The sequence below is a fragment of the Paenibacillus aurantiacus genome (assembly GCF_042431225.1).
GTDB lineage: Bacteria > Bacillota > Bacilli > Paenibacillales > Paenibacillaceae > Paenibacillus_Z > Paenibacillus_Z aurantiacus.
On record NZ_JBHMDO010000009.1, the window covers coordinates 103860 to 119981 of the forward strand.

Sequence of the window (16122 nt, forward strand, 5' to 3'; positions counted from 1 at the left end):
GACTCTCCATCACTATAGCATGCCGGACAAGCTCGTTGCCACGCGCGCAGGCCGCATCTTCAGAGCATGCAGCGTCGTGCTGCCGATTTGGGTCGCTTGGTCCTTTTCAGCGACTTTTAAGCAGTCAAACCATTCTTTATTCATAGACAGGGCATAGGCCCTCTGATAGGATAGCCTCATGGGAGATTACAGAAACCGGAGGATACCTGACCATGAATATCAACCCTTTTAAACATCGGATGGTAGCATCCGTTCTCGCAGCAGGGCTCGTGCTTGCGCCGCTTCCCGCTCTGCAGCCGGGAGTGGCGGCCGCGGCTTCGGCCAGCGTGCAGACATCCGTCATGAAAGTATTCGTGGATGGCGTCAACCTGGCATTGCCGCAGGCTCCGACGGTGAAGAACGGCACGACCCTCGTACCGATGCGCGCGATCTTCAGCGCCCTTCGAGCAGACGTGACGTGGGACGCGCAGACGAAGACGATTCTGGCGACCAAAGGCGACGATTATATCTCGCTTAAAATCGGTTCCGCGTACGCTGTCAAGAATGGCGCTTCCGTCAAACTTCAGACCGCGGCCGAGCAGAAGAACGGCACGACGCTCGTTCCGCTTCGCTTCGTAGCCGAAGCGTTAGGCGCGGAAGTTGCGGTCGATACGAAGCAGCGGGTCATCCGAATTACGTCCAATCCGCAAGATGCGGAAGAAGAAACGACGGGCGGCGAGACTACCGCGGCAGCCAAACCGTTGACCACGCAGGAGATCGTGGCGATGAATGACGAGAAGGTCGTCATGATCACGACCGACAAGGCCCAGGGTAGCGGCGTCGTCGTGGGCGGCAGTCTGATTTTGACCAACTATCATGTCGTGACAGGCGCGTCCAAGGCGACGATCGCGCTGAGCGACGGTACGACGGTGGGCGTCAAAGGCATCGTCGCGAAGAATGAAGACGCCGATCTGGCAATCATTCAGACCGACTCCGCGCTGAGCGTATCGCCGGTGAAGCTGGCAAGCCCGTTCTTCGTGGAGAAGGGCGGCCATGTCGTGACGATCGGCAGTCCGCTGGGCTTCCAGAACACGGCGGCCGACGGCCTGATCAGCAACATTACGTACGAGGGCGGCACGTTGTATTACCAGACGAGCGCGCCGATCGACCACGGCAGCTCCGGCGGCGCCATGTTCAACGAGAATGGCGAGCTGCTCGGCATTACGACGTCGAAGATCGAAGGGACGAGCGCGGATCTGAACTTCGCCGTCTCCGTGCGCCATGTACTGGAGCTGCTTCAGGAATACAGCATGAATCCGACGACGGCGGCGTTCGAACCGGCATCCGATCTGAGGCTGGACGGCGCAACGACCGACGAGATCCGTAAGACATTCGTGGATAAATTCGGCTCTATTGCGACCAACGAGGGCACGACCGAACTGAAGAACGTCGAGGTGACGCGCGATGCATCGGGCTGGCTGGTCATCAACGCCGTCATGGATTCTTCTTTCTACATGCTGTACGGGGACAAGACCGCTGAAGAGCTGCGCTATTGGGCGATCGACGCAGGAGCGGCGCTGCGCAAAGCGCTGCCGAATCAGACGATCCAGATTGCCGTCTATTACCAGCAGGAATTCAACTTCGAACCGCGCGGTTTCGCTTCGGGCGAAGTAACGAAACTGGACAGCGGCAAATGGCAGGTGCGTTATCCGGTCATCGACTTGCAGGAGAATGACAAAATGTACGTTCGCGTACGCACCTAATACAGGCAAGCCGCGAGGCTTGCGCGCGCAGGGCACGTCCCGTTGGCAAGATTCACATCTGGCTGCCGGCGGACGCGCCCTTCTTTTTTGCTCCTTGATCCGGTACAATAAGAACACTATGCCTATACGAAAAGGGAATGAACCGCACATGAAAGTCGTTCTGGCGACCTTGAACGCCAAATATATTCACACTTCGCTCGCGCTGCGCTGCCTGAAAGCTTACTGTGGCGACGAGTTCGACATCGACATTGCCGAGTACACGATCAAAGACCCTGCGATGAATATTGTGTCCGATCTTTTCGTCCGCAAGCCGGACGTCGTCGGATTCTCCTGCTACATTTGGAATATCGAAGAGACGATCATCGTCATCGACATGCTGCGCAAAATCATGCCTGAGGTGAAGATCGTCCTTGGTGGCCCGGAAGTCAGTTACGACGTGGAGTTCTGGATGGATCGGCTGCGCGATATCGATTTCATCGTCGTCGGCGAAGGCGAGGAGACGTTCCACCACCTGCTGACGGAAATCCGGGAAGGCACGAACAAGTACCATATGGTATTCGGCGTCGCGTACCGGAAGCTGCTGAAGGATGGCACCGTCGAGATTCGCGTCAATCCGGGGCGGCCGAAGCTCGATCTGGCCAAGCTGCCGTCCCCGCACCGATTCGAGGAGGATTTGCCGCGGCTTGGAAGCCGGGTCGTCTATTTCGAGACGAGCCGGGGCTGTCCGTTCAGCTGCCAGTTCTGCCTGTCGAGCATCGAGGTCGGCGTCCGGTATTTCGATATCGAGCGGACGAAGTCCGATATTTTGTATCTGATCGCGCAAGGCGCAAAGCTGATCAAATTCGTCGATCGCACATTCAACATTAAGCGGGATTACGCGCTCGAGATGTTCAAGTTCTTGATCGAGAATCACCAGGGTTGCGTGTTCCAATTCGAGATTACGGCTGATATTATGCGCCCGGAGGTGCTCGATTATTTGGCCGAACATGCGCCGCCAGGCGTCTTCCGATTCGAGATCGGCGTTCAGTCGACGAACGACCCGACGAACGAAGCGGTGCAGCGCCGCCAGAATTGGACGAAGCTCGTGCGTACCGTTACGAAGGTGAAGGACAGCAAGAAGATCGACCAGCATCTTGACCTGATCGCAGGGTTGCCGCACGAGGATTACGACACGTTCCGCAAGACGTTCAACGACGTGTTCGCGCTGCGGCCGGAGGAGCTGCAGCTGGGCTTCCTCAAGATGCTGCGCGGCACCGGCATGCGGATCGACGCGGACAAGTACGGTTACAAGTTCCAGGAACGCGCGCCTTACGAAATGCTGAGCAACGATCTGCTGCCGTTCGGCGACATCGTGCGGATCAAGCGGGTCGAGGACGTGCTCGAGAAATACTGGAACGCGCACCGGATGGATCATGCGCTGCTCTACCTCGTGGAGCGGATCTTCCCGTCGCCGTTCGATTTCTTCCAGCAGTTCGGCGACTTCTGGGAAGGGCGAGGGTGGCAGAAGATCGGCCATCAGCTGGAGGATCTGTTCTCCCGGCTGTGGGCGTTCCTGCAGGAAGGCGCGGGCGAGCGGCGGGATGCCCAATCCGGCTTGCCATGGAACCCGGACGTCGTGATGGGACTGATGAAGTACGACTACTTCCTCAACCACAATTACAAACCGCGCAAAGTATGGTGGGATTTCACGATGGACAAGGCGGTCTGGAACGGCTGGATGCAGCGGCTGGCCGAGCGTCCGGAAGACGTCTCCGCCGAATTCGCGGCGCTGGGTCTCGGCGAGAAGGAGCTGCACAAGCACGCCGTCATCGAGCGGCTGCCGTTCGACTTGGCCGCATTCCTGGCGACTGGCGAAGTGCGCACCGACGCGGACACGCTGCTGATCGTCCTCTACGGCGGCACGGCGAAGCCGCATCTGCTGCGTCTGGCGAAGGCGGAGCAGTCGCTGGCTTAAAAAGGAGCGCAGCGGCGGACCTGGACGATCGGCGGAGATCTGCGGGAGTGGCGTTCATACACGCCGCTGTGGAGGCGTCTCTAGGTCGACAAAACTTTGCATGAAACGAAGACATGATACAGCGAAGTTTGGAAGGGAGAGCGTGCCGCAAGGCGCGCTCTTTTGTCGCCTAGTGGGGAATTGGAGGGGGCTAGTCGCAATAGCGAAACGAGCGGGTTAAGTCATAGTTTAGGCAATAGTGAGCTGTACATCACTACCGAGCAGGCGGAGGGCCTGTTGCCTACGCCAAATCCGCATAAAATAATGCCAACCGATTCATTGTGCAACCGGATTGCACAGGTGTAGAATGAGAGAGTTGGTAGCATTATATTCGACCTGTCTGGCACAGGATAAGGAGCGATAGGCGGCACATGGTATATCAAGCAAACGAAGCTCGCTACGAAACAATGAAGTATAACCGATCCGGACGTTCCGGACTGAAGCTGCCGGCAATTTCGCTTGGACTTTGGCATAATTTTGGCGGGGTGGACAAATTCGAGACCGGACGCGAGATTTTGCACCGTTCGTTCGATTTGGGCATTACGCATTTTGACTTGGCGAATAACTACGGACCGCCTCCGGGCTCCGCGGAAGAAATGTTCGGCCGCGTGCTGGCGACCGATTTCAAGCCGTACCGCGACGAGATGATCATCTCCACGAAAGCCGGCTACTACATGTGGAAAGGCCCGTACGGTGAGTGGGGCTCGCGCAAATACATGATTTCCTCGCTGGACCAGAGCTTGAAGCGGCTCGGCACAGACTACGTTGATATTTTCTATCACCACCGTCCGGATCCGGACACGCCGATGGAAGAGACGATCGGCGCGCTCGACCATATCGTGCGTTCCGGCAAAGCGCTCTACGCGGGTATCTCCAACTATTCCGCGGAGCAGACGGCGCAAGCGATCGAGATTGCCAATCGCCTGGGCACGCCGATCCTGATCCATCAGCCGTCGTACAGCATGCTCAACCGCTGGATCGAGGGCGGGCTGCAGGATGTGCTGGATGCGGGCGGCGTGGGCAGCATCGTATTCAGTCCGCTGGCGCAAGGCTTGTTATCGGGCAAATACTTGAACGGCATTCCGAGCGACTCTCGCGCGGCAGGGGCGTCGGTGTTCCTGAACGAGAAGAACATTACGCCGGAGCTGGTCGAGAAGCTGCGCCAGTTGAACGACGTTGCGGTCAGCCGCGGGCAATCGCTCGCTCAGCTGGCACTCGCCTGGGTATTGCGTGGCGGACGCGTGACGTCCGCGCTGATCGGCGCAAGCAAAGTGAGCCAGGTCGAAGACAGCGTCGCGGCGCTGAACAATCTCGAGTTCTCGGCAGATGAATTGGCACGAATCGAAGCGATTTTGAAATAGAGGATGTGCGGGGAGCCGACCAAACAAGGTCGGCTCTTTTTTTTCATCCGCGCGGATGGCGGAAAATACACGGTTTCTCCACAGCTTCGAGTAGGACCCGCGAGCTATAATGGGGTTAGAAAATAATCCCAAACGACTTGGGTGCCGACAGGCGACTTCCGCCCGCCGCGCGCTCGAAGAGGAGGCTGGCTGCTATGACGGTAACAAGCGTTACGCGAGGGCGCTACTATGGGTTTTTGGCGGCGGTATGTCTGGTGCTGCTTGCGGATTGGTTCGCCATCCGCGCCGCGTCGGAGGGGGATCGGACATTCGTTGCGTTCGGCGTGTTGTTCGATGCTGCGCTTACGGTGCCGCTCTTGTATTATTTCCTGATCGTTCGTCGGCGGGGCGGCGGCTGGAAGGCAGTGCTGCCCGCAGCGGCGGTGGCCCTCGTCGCGGCATGGTTCATCCTACCGGCGCAGACCAGAGGCGCCGTATGGCTGTTCGAGGCAGTGCTGCTGCCGCTGGAGATCGCGATCATCGCGGTGGAGGTCCGGCTTGCCTGGCGCGTGATCCGCGCGTATCAAGAAGAACGCCGGCGCGAAGCGGACGGGGCCGAGGCCATACACGCCGTGTTTCGGCGGCACATCGGCGAAGGGGGCATGAAGGTACTGCTCCGGCATGAAGCGATCATGCTCTATTACGCGTTCGGCGCCTGGGGGCGTGCGAAGAAGAAGCGAATCGGAACACAGGAACCGAGCTCGCTCGCGTTCTCCTATGGAGAGGGGGGGCTGGCCGTGACGATCACGCTCGCGGTCATCGTGCTGGTCGATACGGTGGCCATGCATCTCTTGATCGGCCTATGGTCGGACGTCGCAGCTTGGGTGACCACCGTGCTTAATCTATGGCTGCTGCTCCTGCTCGTAGCCGATTACCGGGCTTCCCGGCTGAACAAGGTGGCGATCGTCAGCGGCATGCTGCGCATTCGCTACGGGCTTAAGCTGCAGGCGGACATTCCGCTTGCCGTGATCGCGTCGGCGCAAGCGGCGTCTGAATTCCAGATCGATACCGACAAGCGGCGCTCATCTGCCGAAGGGGCGACCTTTCTCCAACCGCCGAACGTTCGCATCGAACTTGTAGAGACGCGACAGGTGGAGGGACTGCTGTTTCTGCCCCGCGGAGTCGACAACATCTATTTGGCGCTGGATCAACCGCGTGCGTTCGTAGCCGAGCTGCAGCGCCATCTCGCGGATGCGGAGCCGCGCGTCCAAGCGTAGCGCGTTTCCGGGTGCGCGCACCCGGATTCATCGCTTGCTTGCTGTTCGCTTAATGAATGCCGAAAGCCTCAGATTCCGCACGCATGGCGCGGAGCCTGAGGCTTTCCTGTTCATATGCCATGCACACTCGTGGGCGACTTGAGCCGAGGAGCGATGACCCGGTCTGTCCGATTACGCGGCGTCTTAAGGAGCCACGCTGCGGAGCACCGTCATCTCGCCGTCCAGCTCGTAATTGCCGAGGTTCGCCGGAAGCAAGAAGCATTCCCCGGCTTTCACGTCAAGCGAGCCGCCGGCCCAGCCGAGTTTGCCCGTGCCATCCGCCACGACGAGAATGACGAAGCTCTCCGGCGACGTCGCTTGCTGCCAAGCCTTACGGACGATGCCTTTATCGACGGTAAAATAAGGCGAGGTAGCGATCTGTTGCCACTCGTTCGGGCCGATGTCATCCGTCTTCATGCGCGTGGCGCCAGCGCCTTCGTACGCCGTCACGTTGAGCGAATCCTCGACGTGGAGCTCGCGCGGCTTGCCGTCCAGGCCCGGACGATTGTAGTCGAACACGCGGTATGTCGTATCGGAATTTTGCTGAATCTCGGCAACGAGGACGCCCGCGCAGAGCGCATGAACCGTGCCGGCCGGAATGTAGAAGGCATCGCCCGCTTCGACCGGCACCTCCTGCAGCGCGTCCATGACGCGGCCTTCTTCGATCGCGGCGGCCAGCTCGGCGCGGCCGATGCCGTCTTTCAGGCCATAGATGATTTTCGCGCCCGGCTTGGCATCCAGGATGTACCACATTTCCGTCTTGCCAAGCTCCCCTTCCGGCAAGCGGTCGTAATCATCGGTCGGATGCACCTGGATCGACAGGTCGTCATTGCAGTCGAGCAGTTTGATCAGCAGCGGGAAGCGGCCGTTCTTCTCGGAGAAGCCTTTCGTGCCGAAGAAGTCGCGTCCGTATTTCTCGCGGATCTCATCCAGCCCGATACCGGCCAGCTCGCCGTTCACGACCTTCGTCGTGCCGTTCGGGTGATCGCCGATCATCCAGCCTTCGCCGATGGCCCCCTCCGGAAGCTCCAGGCCGAAATTCTCCAGGGCGCGGCCGCCCCATACGCGTTCTTTCATTTCCGGTTTGAATTGCAGCGGATATGGTTGTACCAATGTGAATCTCTCCTCATCCCCAAAAGGTTCTCTTTGTCTGCCCGTATGTATCGGCGCACCTCTTCCGGGCGAGGTGCATCTAAGCTGTCGGTTGCGGAGCTGGCTGAAACATCTCGAGATGCTCGCCGTCGGGACCGTAGAAGAAGAAATACCGGGCGCCGTTCGGCAGCGTCGTAATCTCAGTGTCGAGCAGCGGCACGTTCAGCGCTTGAATGCGCGCGAATTCCGCCTCCACATCATCGACCGTGAAGGCAATGTGGTGGACGCGCCCTTCGGCGGGCAGCTCATCCCGGTACCCCTCGATTAGCTCCAGCTCGGTCGCGGCCGAGTCGGCGCCGGCCAGGAATGCGAGGCGGATGACGCCGTTCGTGTGCGTCAACGTGTATTGATAGATAAGACCGACGACCTCCGTATAGAATGCGACGGATTTCTCGATATTGCGAACCATAAGACCAACATGTTCCAGTTTGCGGACTGCCATAGCGCGAACGCCTCCTTCATCCAATTAAGTTCTTTTCTCCACCGCGATTAAATAGGGCGCGGTCGGCTTCTGCGCCATGCGGTACACCATCGCTTGCGCAGTAAACTGCGGCAAGGCTGACGCCCAAGCTTCGATCGCCGCCGCTTCCGCATCGCCGCCTTCGTGGCCGGGGTAGAGCACCGCGGTTACGATGCCGCCGGGCCGAAGAACGTCGATCGCCGCTTCGAGCGCGGCGATCGACGAAGGCGTCTGCGTAATGACGGACGGATCTGCGCCGGGTAAATAACCGAAGTTGAACATCGCCGCGGCAACCTTGCCATGCGAAGCGGGCTTCACATGTTCCCGTATGCGGGCGTGGCTATCCAGCACGGCGCACAGCTCCGGCATTCGTCCGTCCGCGGCAAGCGGCGCGAGGCGCTCTTGCGTTCGCGCGAGGGCCTGCTCCTGGACGTCGAAGGCGTAGACGATGCCCCGCGGGCCGGTCAACTGGGCGAGAAAAAGCGTATCCACGCCGTTGCCGCACGTGCCGTCGATCACCGCGTCGCCGGGCTGCACTCGTTCCTGCACGAGGCGATGCGCCATGCTAAGCACGGATAAGAAGCCCATTTCACTTCACCTCCCGCAGCTTGCCCTGCCACGTGTCGCGGCGGCGCAGTTCCTTGTCGATGCCGTTCAGCACGTCCCACTTGTTCGTGCTCCACATCGGCCCGATGAGCAGATCGCGCGGCGCGTCGCCGGTCACCCGGTGGACGATCATCTCTGGCGGCAGCAATTCCAGCGTATCGACGACCAGGTTGATGTACTCGTCCCGTTCCAGGAAGCGGAGCAGACCGGCTTCGTACTGCTTGACCATCGGCGTTTTGCGCATGAGGTGGAGGAGATGGATCTTGATGCCTTGCACGTCCATCTGGGCGACGGCGCGGCCGGTATCCAGCATCATCCCGTGCGTCTCCTGCGGCAGGCCGTATATAATGTGGGCGCAGACGCGGATGCCTCGCGCGCGCAGACGGGCGACGGCATCAAGATAACACGCCGTATCGTGCGCGCGGTTGATCAGCGCGGAGGTCGATTCGTGAACCGTCTGCAGTCCCATCTCCACCCATAGATACGTCCGCTCGTTCAGCTCGGCCAAATAGTCGACGACGTCATCGGGCAGGCAATCCGGACGCGTGGCGATGGACAAGCCGACGACGCCGGGCAGCGCCAACACCGTCTCGTAATACTCCCGCAGCTCATCTACCGGCGCATACGTATTCGTATAGGCTTGGAAGTAGCCGATATATTGCGCGTCCGGCCACTTCTGATGCTGGCGGTCGCGGATCGTATTGAACTGGGTGATCAGATCGTCCCGGCGGCTCCCGGCAAAATCGCCCGACCCGCGCGCGCTGCAGAACGTGCAGCCGCCCTTGGCGATCGAGCCATCCCGGTTCGGACACGTGAACCCGGCGTCGAGCGTCACCTTGAACACTTTGCCTTGGAACTGCTCGCGCATTTCGTAATTCCACGTATGGAACCGTTTATCGCTCCACAGACGGGGCTCCGTCAAATCGGCTTTCGCCCAAACTTGCATGATTCAGACTCCTATACATCGAGGTTAATCACATTGTAGCGAAAAAAACCGGCAAAGGCTATGAACGGCCGGGGGATTTCCGTGGGGGGAAAGTCCCGATTTTCCGGGAAATTCGTCACTGTCACCTATTATTGTAAAAAAAGATCTTGGACTCACGCTCTCCCTCCGAGCAATAACAAGGAGGGGCTTGAATTAAGCGAACGTAAGCATCGCGGCCCGGCCCGCCAAGCGAGTCCAAGCACGCTGCAACATGAACCGCACGAAAGCACCGCCCCCCACCCAAGGCATCCGCGTCCCGAATGAACGCCGAACGTAAGCCTTGTCCGGCAGGACCAAACGAGTCCTACGCCAAATCAATCATTAAAGCCGGCCGCGTCCCGAAACTTCAATTCGGAAGATCAGAGGGCGGAAACTCTCGGATCGACTTCGTCGTTGGTGGTGGGGAGCGACAACAACATTAGCTTTGTCCGCAAGGACAAAAGCGTGCCAGCTCGAAAACTACCGCCGTTCACCAATGCCTGCTCGAAAGCAGGGTGTCCAGAGGGCAGAGCCCTTGGATCCTTTCTGCGGAGGGGGTCAATACTGTCAGGTTAAGGAAAACGTCCAGTGAAGCGACCCGTGGCCTATAGTTGACAGGTTTATGAGTAAGGACTGACTTCAAACTCCACTGAAGCTTTGTCCGCAAGGACAAAAGCGTGCCCAGCTCGAAAACTACCGCCGTCCACCAATCCACCATGCCTGCTCGAAAGCGGGTGTCCAGAGGGCGAAGTCCTTTGGTTCCCCTCGGCGGAGGGGGAAGGGGGAAGGGGCAACTTTAGGCAAGCAATCTGGAAAATATCTCTTGCTTAACCTTACATGATGTGTTATCTTAAAAGTGCGACAAATCAATACTTACAAGCATTTTACCAACATTCCTACCCTTGTCATAGCTAGTCGGTTTTCTGGAAATACTGTCACAATAAAACCGCATGAGGTGATGGAGAATGAACGGTCAAGTGAAAATTCCGCAAGGCGACCAGAAGGTAACGGTAGAGCTCACGATGAAAGAATTGATGGCGCTTGCAGGCATCCGGTTCCACGGCAACCACAACATCGAGGTATCGGCCCGCAAGAAGCTCAACTCCGTGCTTGAAGAGAAATACGAGATTGAAAGCGGCAACCCGCCGCGCCAGATGCTTAACTAACGTCCGCTGAAGAAGCATACGGATTCAGCCGCCGGCTACGCGCCGGCGGCTTTTTAACTTTCGGGCACCTTTACAAGCCACGTCCCATCGGGCACAATAAGGACTAGCTTATGCTTATAGAGGAAGTTCAAAAAGTCGCCAATTGATCACGAAGCAGAACAAGGTGTAATGCGGCATCGAATCTGGCGTTCAGGCTTGAAGTCCGGTGCTCATTTAGGTTTGCCTAAACTCCGCTCCTCCTTTTTCGCCTTCACGCCACCTTCTCGGTGCTGAATGGTCGACTTTTTGAACATGAACTTTATAGAGGAAGTTCAAAAAGTCGCCAATTGATCACGAAGCAGATCAAGGTGTAATGCGGCATCGAATCTGGCGTTCAGGCTTGAAGTCCGGTGCTGAATCGACGACTTTTTGAACACGTACTTATAGATGATGGAGGAATCAATCGACGATGCGTCTTAGAGGAAGAAAAGGGATATTGGAAGCAATCGAGAACCAGAAGGAGCTGTGCGTGCTGGACGCGAAGCCGCACAAAGGCCGCTGGCACGAATTTTTCGGCAATGACAACCCGATATATATCGAGCTTGGCATGGGGAAGGGCAAATTCATCAGCGAGATGAGCGTGCGCAATCCCCACATCAATTTCATCGGCGTCGACATGTACGACGAGCTGATCCGCCGGGCGAGCGAGAAGGCGCGCGCCGCGTGGGCCGCGCAAGGGGTGGATTCGCCGCCGAATCTCGCGCTGCTGCGGGCGAATATCGAAGGGATCGAAGACATGTTCGCGCCGAATGAGATCGAGCGCATACATCTGAACTTCAGCGATCCGTGGCCCAAGGCCAAGCATGCCCGCAGAAGACTGACGCACCAGCGCTTCGTGGCTAAGTATATGGAGATTTTGAACGAGCGCGGCGAAATTCATTTCAAGACTGACTCGCAGTCGCTGTTCGAATTCTCGCTGAACAGCTTCGCGGACATGGAGCTGGTGATGCGCAACATCTCGCTTCATCTGCATAAGGATGAGCTGCGCGATGATCTCGTGCTGACGGAGTACGAATCCAAATTCGTCGAGCGCGGCAACAATATTCACCGCGTCGAAGTCGTCATCGGCGCGGAAGCGCTGGCTGCGCACCGCCAAGCGAAGCTGGCGGCTCAGAAGAACGACCAGAGCGAAGAGACGAGCACGGCCGTAGACGAGCCGAGTACGGCCCCGGCCATCACGTCGGAAGGATAATGCAAGCCTAGGTACATCCGCGACCAGGCGACGGATAGGCAGATTAGCAGCGCGGCCGGCAGAAGAGCGGGCAGCAGCGACGCATAGGCCATCAGCCAAGGCGCGAGCCAGGCGGTAATTGCCGTCGTATGGCCGGACGGGAACGACGGATCCTGCAGCGGTTTGGCCGAGCAGTGCAGGTGCGGCAGCTTCTGGTAAGGCCGCAGCCGGCGGAATTTGCGCTTTACGAGCGCGACCGGCAGATGGCTGAGCGCCACGGCCGCAAGACTTTGAGCGCCTGCCGCCCCCCAGGGAGCGGGGGCCAAACATGCCACCAACAGGGCGGAGATCAGCGTGAAGCTGGCTCCGCCCATGTGCGTTATCGTGCCCAGCCACCCGCCGAGCACGCGCTCCGTCATCCGGTTGATCGGTCTGCGATTCGCCCATGCCAGCAAGGCGTGTTCACGTCCCCGAAGCCAAGCCACCATTGTTTGCATCCCCTAACCCTCCCGTATGTACGCATTCGAGTAGCGCATCTGCGCCCGATGATCCCATTCTATCCGTTCAATGTTCGCGCCGTGTCAACGGCTTGCGAATCCCATATTAACGATTCATTCGCACCCGCTTGATGCAGCGCAAACACAGATTTTCTAAGCTGGAGCCAAAATCGAAGTCCGGGACTTGAGGCGGGTGCCGACAGGCGCGCCGAGGAGACCGGCAGGCGGAGGCGATGCGAATGCGGCTGGCGATTTTCACGGACACGTACGAACCGGAAGTGAACGGCGTAGCACGGACGCTGGGCAGGTGGGCCGATTACTTGAAGCGGCAAGGAATCCCCGTGCAAGTATTTGCCCCGGATCCGGCGGCAAGCGCGGCCGAACCGGCGCCCTCGGCGGTAGAGCGCTTCGCGAGTTTGCCGTTCTATCTCTATCCGGAGTGCCGCTTGGCGCTCCCGAATCCACGGCATATCCGGCGCGCCCTGCAGTCGTTTCAGCCGACGCTCATCCACGTAGCTACGCCGTTCAACCTCGGGTTATGCGGCATCCATTACGCGCGCAAATACGAGATCCCGCTCGTAGCCTCGTATCACACGCATTTTGACCGCTATTTGCCGTTTTACAATTTGCAATGGATGGTTAAGATGTTATGGAGATATCTGAATTGGTTTCATCAGGACGCAAGCCGCATCTTTGTGCCTTCCGCATCAACCCGCGGCGAGCTGCTTGGCAGGGGGTGGGATGAACATCGGCTATCCGTATGGCCGCGCGGCATCGATGCGCGCTTATATCACCCCGTCGTCGACCGGAGCGGATTGCTCGCGGCGCACGGCATCGAACCGGGGCAGTTTGTGGTGTTTTATGCCGGAAGGCTCGCGCCGGAGAAAAATGTCGAGACCGCGCTCGCGGCTTTCGCGTTATTTCGGGAGCGGGCATGCCCGGACGCGCGGCTCGTGATGGCCGGCGACGGACCATCCGCCCAGGGACTGAAGGAGCAGGCGGCCTCGCTCGGGCTGCCTGTGCATTTCTTGGGCTTCACGCCGCCGAAGCAGCTGCAGCAATGGTACGCCGCCTCGGATGTCTTCTTGTTCCCATCGCCGACCGAGACGTTCGGCAACGTCGTGCTCGAGTCGATGGCCTGCGGGACGCCCGTCGTCACGGCGTCAAGCGGGGGCGTGGCGGACATCGTCGAGCCGATGGCCACGGGCATCCTTTGCGATCCCGCAAGCCCGGAGGCTTTCGCGGATGCGCTAACGCTGCTTCATGACCAGCCGCAGCTTCGGGCCAGTATGGCGATCCAAGCGATGGCGTACGCTCGCAGCCAATCGTGGGATGATATTTTCGGACGGCTTCTGGACGCTTGCAGGGAAGCGGCGGCTCCCGGCCGTTCATCGATTCGTCACACCCGTTGACGCGCGAAAATGAAACTTTTTTAATGCGCGGGTCGTTTACCATACAAAGCCTTGGGATTTCGCCATTATTGGCTGAAAATCCGGGTGAGCGGCCGAAAAACGAGGGAATTGCGAGCGTGGACTAGTCTTGAAACCGTTTTTCTTCGCTCAAACGCCTGTACAAGCGCTTTTTGGGCTTTTGACAAACGAATGCAATGTGTGGAAAATCAGTATGGCTGTGGCTAAAACAAAAAAAGACGCCGCGGTTGCCTGACGGTTTATAAAGGGGCATGCGTTCATCTCGCATACAAAACAGAGAGAGTATCGCAAAAAAAGGGGTCTTAAGGGGGCAACAACCGAATATGATCATCAACGTTATTTTAATTGCGCTTCAGGTGGTACTCGCTTTCGTCGGCGTTTATCAATTCGTGCTGGCGCTGTTTGGCATCGTGCGCAAACGCAAGGAACTGAAGCACAAGCCGCAGAAGTCTTTCGCCGTGCTCGTCGCGGCCCACAACGAATCGGCCGTCGTCGGCGCGCTGATCGACAACCTCAAAAATCTCGATTACCCGAAAGAGCTGTACGACGTCTTCGTCATTTGCGACAACTGTACGGATAATACGGCGGAGATTGCGCGCAGCATGGGCGTTCACGCCTGCGAGCGGAACAATCCGCATCTGCGCGGCAAAGGCCACGCGATCGAGTGGATGCTCAAGGAACTTTGGGCGATGCCGCGGCAATACGACGCGATCGTCATGTTCGACGCGGATAATCTGGTGAACACGGACTTCCTGCTCCACATGAACAACGACCTGTGCGATGGCCACCAAGTCATCCAGGCGTACCTGGATACGAAGAACCCGGACGATTCCTGGGTCACGGCTTCATACGGCATTACCTACTGGTACTGCAACCGTCTGTGGCAGCTGTCGCGCCGCAATCTGCGGATGGCGAACTTCTTGGGCGGCACGGGCATGTGCTTCGAGTCCAACCTCATGAAGGAAATGGGCTGGGGCGCGACGAGCCTCGTCGAGGACTTGGAGTTCTCCATGCGCTGCGTTAAGCGCGGGGTCCATCCGGTATTGAACTTCGAAGCGAAAGTATATGATGAGAAGCCGCTAACGTTCAAGGCGTCGGCCCGTCAGCGTCTGCGCTGGATGCAAGGGCACTTCACGGTTGCCCGTAATTACTTCTTCCCGCTTATCTGGGCGAGCATCAAGGAGCGCAGCTTCGTCAAGTTCGACGCGGCGATTTATACGATGTCCGCGTACAATACGTTGATCGGTTTCGTGCTGACGGCGATGATCTGGATCGACAACGTCATTCCGGCGGACAACGCGTTCATCTCGATCTACGCCTACATGCCAAGCTGGATCGCGATCGTATCGCTCACGCTTACCGCGCTGATGTTCCCGCTGGTCATGGCGCTGGAAGGCGTCAAGTCGCCGAAGATGTACGGCCACCTGATCTCGATGGTGTTCTTCCAGCTCTCCTGGCTGCCGATCACGTTCTACGCGTTCTTCACGCAGAACAACAAGCAATGGAGCCATACGCAGCATACGCGCGTCATCCGCTTGGAGGAAGTGCAGAGTAAGCAAGTTTAGACCGCCAAAGGGCCGCTCATCGAGCGGTCCTTTTTTTTACGTGCTCCGAGTTGGGGCGTCGCCCGTAAACCCGGTCATCGGCGATTGTACATCCTGGCTCTCGCCTGCGCATAATTCTCCCTCTTCCGGCAGACGCTAGGACGGCACGCCTGTCAGGCGATATCCGCGCGCGAGGCGCGAAAGAGGTGAACGATGCAATGAGCAACAACGTGAACTACAACCATAACAGCCACGACCACACGGACAACAACGACCAGCGCGAGAACGACGTACACGGCGGGGAGTTCCGCAACGGGCGCAAAGCGCAAATCAAAAACAATAACCCGCAGGGCGATGAGGTGCCGAACGAGTATGTGAACGGGGCGAACGAATAATGCTCCGGTTTCTCGGTGACGCTCGGGCTCCGGTTATCTCGATAACGCTCCCGTTGTCTGCCGTGTTTCTGGATGAGTTTCCCGCTGCGGGGGAAACACGGCGACAAAAGTCGCTTTCAGCCGAGAAACCTCCGCTGTAGATGGTGCCTGCTTAGCTTGGGCACGAGTGGCAAGAGCAAAGGTCAAGGGCAAGGGCAAGAGCAAAGGTCAAGAGCAAGAGCAAGAGCAAGAGCAAGAGCAAGAGCAAGAGCAAGAGCAAGAGCAAGAGCAGGGACCAAGGGCAAGAGTCAAAGAAAGTGCAAGCTAA

14 protein-coding genes are annotated in these 16122 nt (G+C 58.4%); 9 read left to right on the plus strand and 5 right to left on the minus strand.

The window, feature by feature from the left end; translation table 11 throughout:
• Window positions 1–212: 212 nt before the first annotated feature.
• The 4 genes from ACFFSY_RS04685 (at window position 213) to ACFFSY_RS04700 (ending at window position 6352) form a co-directional block, all read left to right on the plus strand.
• Window positions 213–1742 carry a stalk domain-containing protein gene (locus ACFFSY_RS04685; protein WP_377490616.1) on the plus strand — a complete coding sequence of 510 codons (1530 nt, stop codon included), beginning with the start codon at window positions 213–215 and terminating at the stop codon, window positions 1740–1742.
• A 148-nt stretch (window positions 1743–1890) separates the two neighbouring features.
• On the plus strand, window positions 1891–3696 hold the full coding sequence (locus tag ACFFSY_RS04690; protein ID WP_377490619.1) for a B12-binding domain-containing radical SAM protein: 1806 nt from the start codon (window positions 1891–1893) through the stop codon (window positions 3694–3696).
• Window positions 3697–4106: 410 nt separating this feature from the next.
• Window positions 4107–5096 (plus strand): L-glyceraldehyde 3-phosphate reductase, encoded by a 990-nt coding sequence (gene mgrA / locus ACFFSY_RS04695; RefSeq protein WP_377490621.1) that lies wholly within the window; start codon window positions 4107–4109, stop codon window positions 5094–5096.
• A 194-nt stretch (window positions 5097–5290) separates the two neighbouring features.
• Complete coding sequence (locus ACFFSY_RS04700) at window positions 5291–6352, plus strand: hypothetical protein (protein ID WP_377490624.1); 1062 nt, start codon at window positions 5291–5293, stop codon at window positions 6350–6352.
• A 183-nt stretch (window positions 6353–6535) separates the two neighbouring features.
• Here the strand turns inward: ACFFSY_RS04700 and ACFFSY_RS04705 are convergent, their stop codons facing one another.
• The 4 genes from ACFFSY_RS04705 to mnmL all read right to left on the minus strand — a co-directional run bounded on the left by ACFFSY_RS04705 (window position 6536) and on the right by mnmL (window position 9555).
• Window positions 6536–7504 (minus strand): type I phosphomannose isomerase catalytic subunit, encoded by a 969-nt coding sequence (locus tag ACFFSY_RS04705; protein WP_377490627.1) that lies wholly within the window; start codon window positions 7502–7504, stop codon window positions 6536–6538.
• A gap of 79 nt (window positions 7505–7583) precedes the next feature.
• Window positions 7584–7985 (minus strand): VOC family protein, encoded by a 402-nt coding sequence (locus ACFFSY_RS04710; protein WP_377490630.1) that lies wholly within the window; start codon window positions 7983–7985, stop codon window positions 7584–7586.
• Between the two features lie 24 nt (window positions 7986–8009).
• Window positions 8010–8591 carry a tRNA 5-(aminomethyl)-2-thiouridylate-methyltransferase MnmM gene (gene mnmM / locus ACFFSY_RS04715; RefSeq protein WP_377490633.1) on the minus strand — a complete coding sequence of 194 codons (582 nt, stop codon included), beginning with the start codon at window positions 8589–8591 and terminating at the stop codon, window positions 8010–8012.
• 1 nt (window position 8592) lies between these two features.
• Entirely contained in the window at window positions 8593–9555 is a 963-nt protein-coding gene (mnmL, locus tag ACFFSY_RS04720; RefSeq protein WP_377490636.1) for a tRNA modification radical SAM protein MnmL/YtqA, read from the minus strand.
• Between the two features lie 983 nt (window positions 9556–10538).
• Here mnmL and ACFFSY_RS04725 point away from each other — a divergent pair.
• Window positions 10539–10739, plus strand: coding sequence for a hypothetical protein (locus ACFFSY_RS04725; protein WP_377490639.1), 201 nt, complete (start codon window positions 10539–10541; stop codon window positions 10737–10739).
• Between the two features lie 448 nt (window positions 10740–11187).
• On the plus strand, window positions 11188–11970 hold the full coding sequence (trmB, locus tag ACFFSY_RS04730; RefSeq protein ID WP_377490642.1) for a tRNA (guanosine(46)-N7)-methyltransferase TrmB: 783 nt from the start codon (window positions 11188–11190) through the stop codon (window positions 11968–11970).
• Here the strand turns inward: trmB and ACFFSY_RS04735 are convergent.
• Window positions 11889–12446, minus strand: coding sequence for a phosphatase PAP2 family protein (locus ACFFSY_RS04735; protein ID WP_377490645.1), 558 nt, complete (start codon window positions 12444–12446; stop codon window positions 11889–11891). The two genes, trmB and ACFFSY_RS04735, sit on opposite strands and share 82 nt — an antisense overlap.
• Before the next feature lie 239 nt (window positions 12447–12685).
• On the opposite strand from ACFFSY_RS04735, the gene ACFFSY_RS04740 reads away from it, so the two are divergent.
• The 3 genes from ACFFSY_RS04740 (at window position 12686) to ACFFSY_RS04750 (ending at window position 15815) form a co-directional block, all read left to right on the plus strand.
• Window positions 12686–13858 carry a glycosyltransferase family 4 protein gene (locus tag ACFFSY_RS04740; protein ID WP_377490648.1) on the plus strand — a complete coding sequence of 391 codons (1173 nt, stop codon included), beginning with the start codon at window positions 12686–12688 and terminating at the stop codon, window positions 13856–13858.
• A gap of 344 nt (window positions 13859–14202) precedes the next feature.
• The gene (locus ACFFSY_RS04745) at window positions 14203–15441 is read left to right on the plus strand and encodes a glycosyltransferase (protein ID WP_377490718.1); all 1239 of its coding nucleotides are present in this window, start codon (window positions 14203–14205) and stop codon (window positions 15439–15441) included.
• 197 nt (window positions 15442–15638) lie between these two features.
• Window positions 15639–15815 (plus strand): hypothetical protein, encoded by a 177-nt coding sequence (locus ACFFSY_RS04750; protein ID WP_377490651.1) that lies wholly within the window; start codon window positions 15639–15641, stop codon window positions 15813–15815.
• Window positions 15816–16122 lie beyond the last annotated feature (307 nt).

Coding starts and splice junctions, on each gene's coding strand:
- ACFFSY_RS04685 (WP_377490616.1), top strand. CDS start 213: ATGAATATCAACCCTTTTAAACATCGGATGGTAGCATCCGTTCTCGCA.
- ACFFSY_RS04690 (WP_377490619.1), top strand. CDS start 1,891: ATGAAAGTCGTTCTGGCGACCTTGAACGCCAAATATATTCACACTTCG.
- mgrA (WP_377490621.1), top strand. CDS start 4,107: ATGGTATATCAAGCAAACGAAGCTCGCTACGAAACAATGAAGTATAAC.
- ACFFSY_RS04700 (WP_377490624.1), top strand. CDS start 5,291: ATGACGGTAACAAGCGTTACGCGAGGGCGCTACTATGGGTTTTTGGCG.
- ACFFSY_RS04710 (WP_377490630.1), bottom strand. CDS start 7,985: ATGGCAGTCCGCAAACTGGAACATGTTGGTCTTATGGTTCGCAATATC.
- mnmM (WP_377490633.1), bottom strand. CDS start 8,591: ATGGGCTTCTTATCCGTGCTTAGCATGGCGCATCGCCTCGTGCAGGAA.
- mnmL (WP_377490636.1), bottom strand. CDS start 9,555: ATGCAAGTTTGGGCGAAAGCCGATTTGACGGAGCCCCGTCTGTGGAGC.
- ACFFSY_RS04725 (WP_377490639.1), top strand. CDS start 10,539: ATGAACGGTCAAGTGAAAATTCCGCAAGGCGACCAGAAGGTAACGGTA.
- trmB (WP_377490642.1), top strand. CDS start 11,188: ATGCGTCTTAGAGGAAGAAAAGGGATATTGGAAGCAATCGAGAACCAG.
- ACFFSY_RS04735 (WP_377490645.1), bottom strand. CDS start 12,446: ATGCAAACAATGGTGGCTTGGCTTCGGGGACGTGAACACGCCTTGCTG.
- ACFFSY_RS04740 (WP_377490648.1), top strand. CDS start 12,686: ATGCGGCTGGCGATTTTCACGGACACGTACGAACCGGAAGTGAACGGC.
- ACFFSY_RS04750 (WP_377490651.1), top strand. CDS start 15,639: ATGAGCAACAACGTGAACTACAACCATAACAGCCACGACCACACGGAC.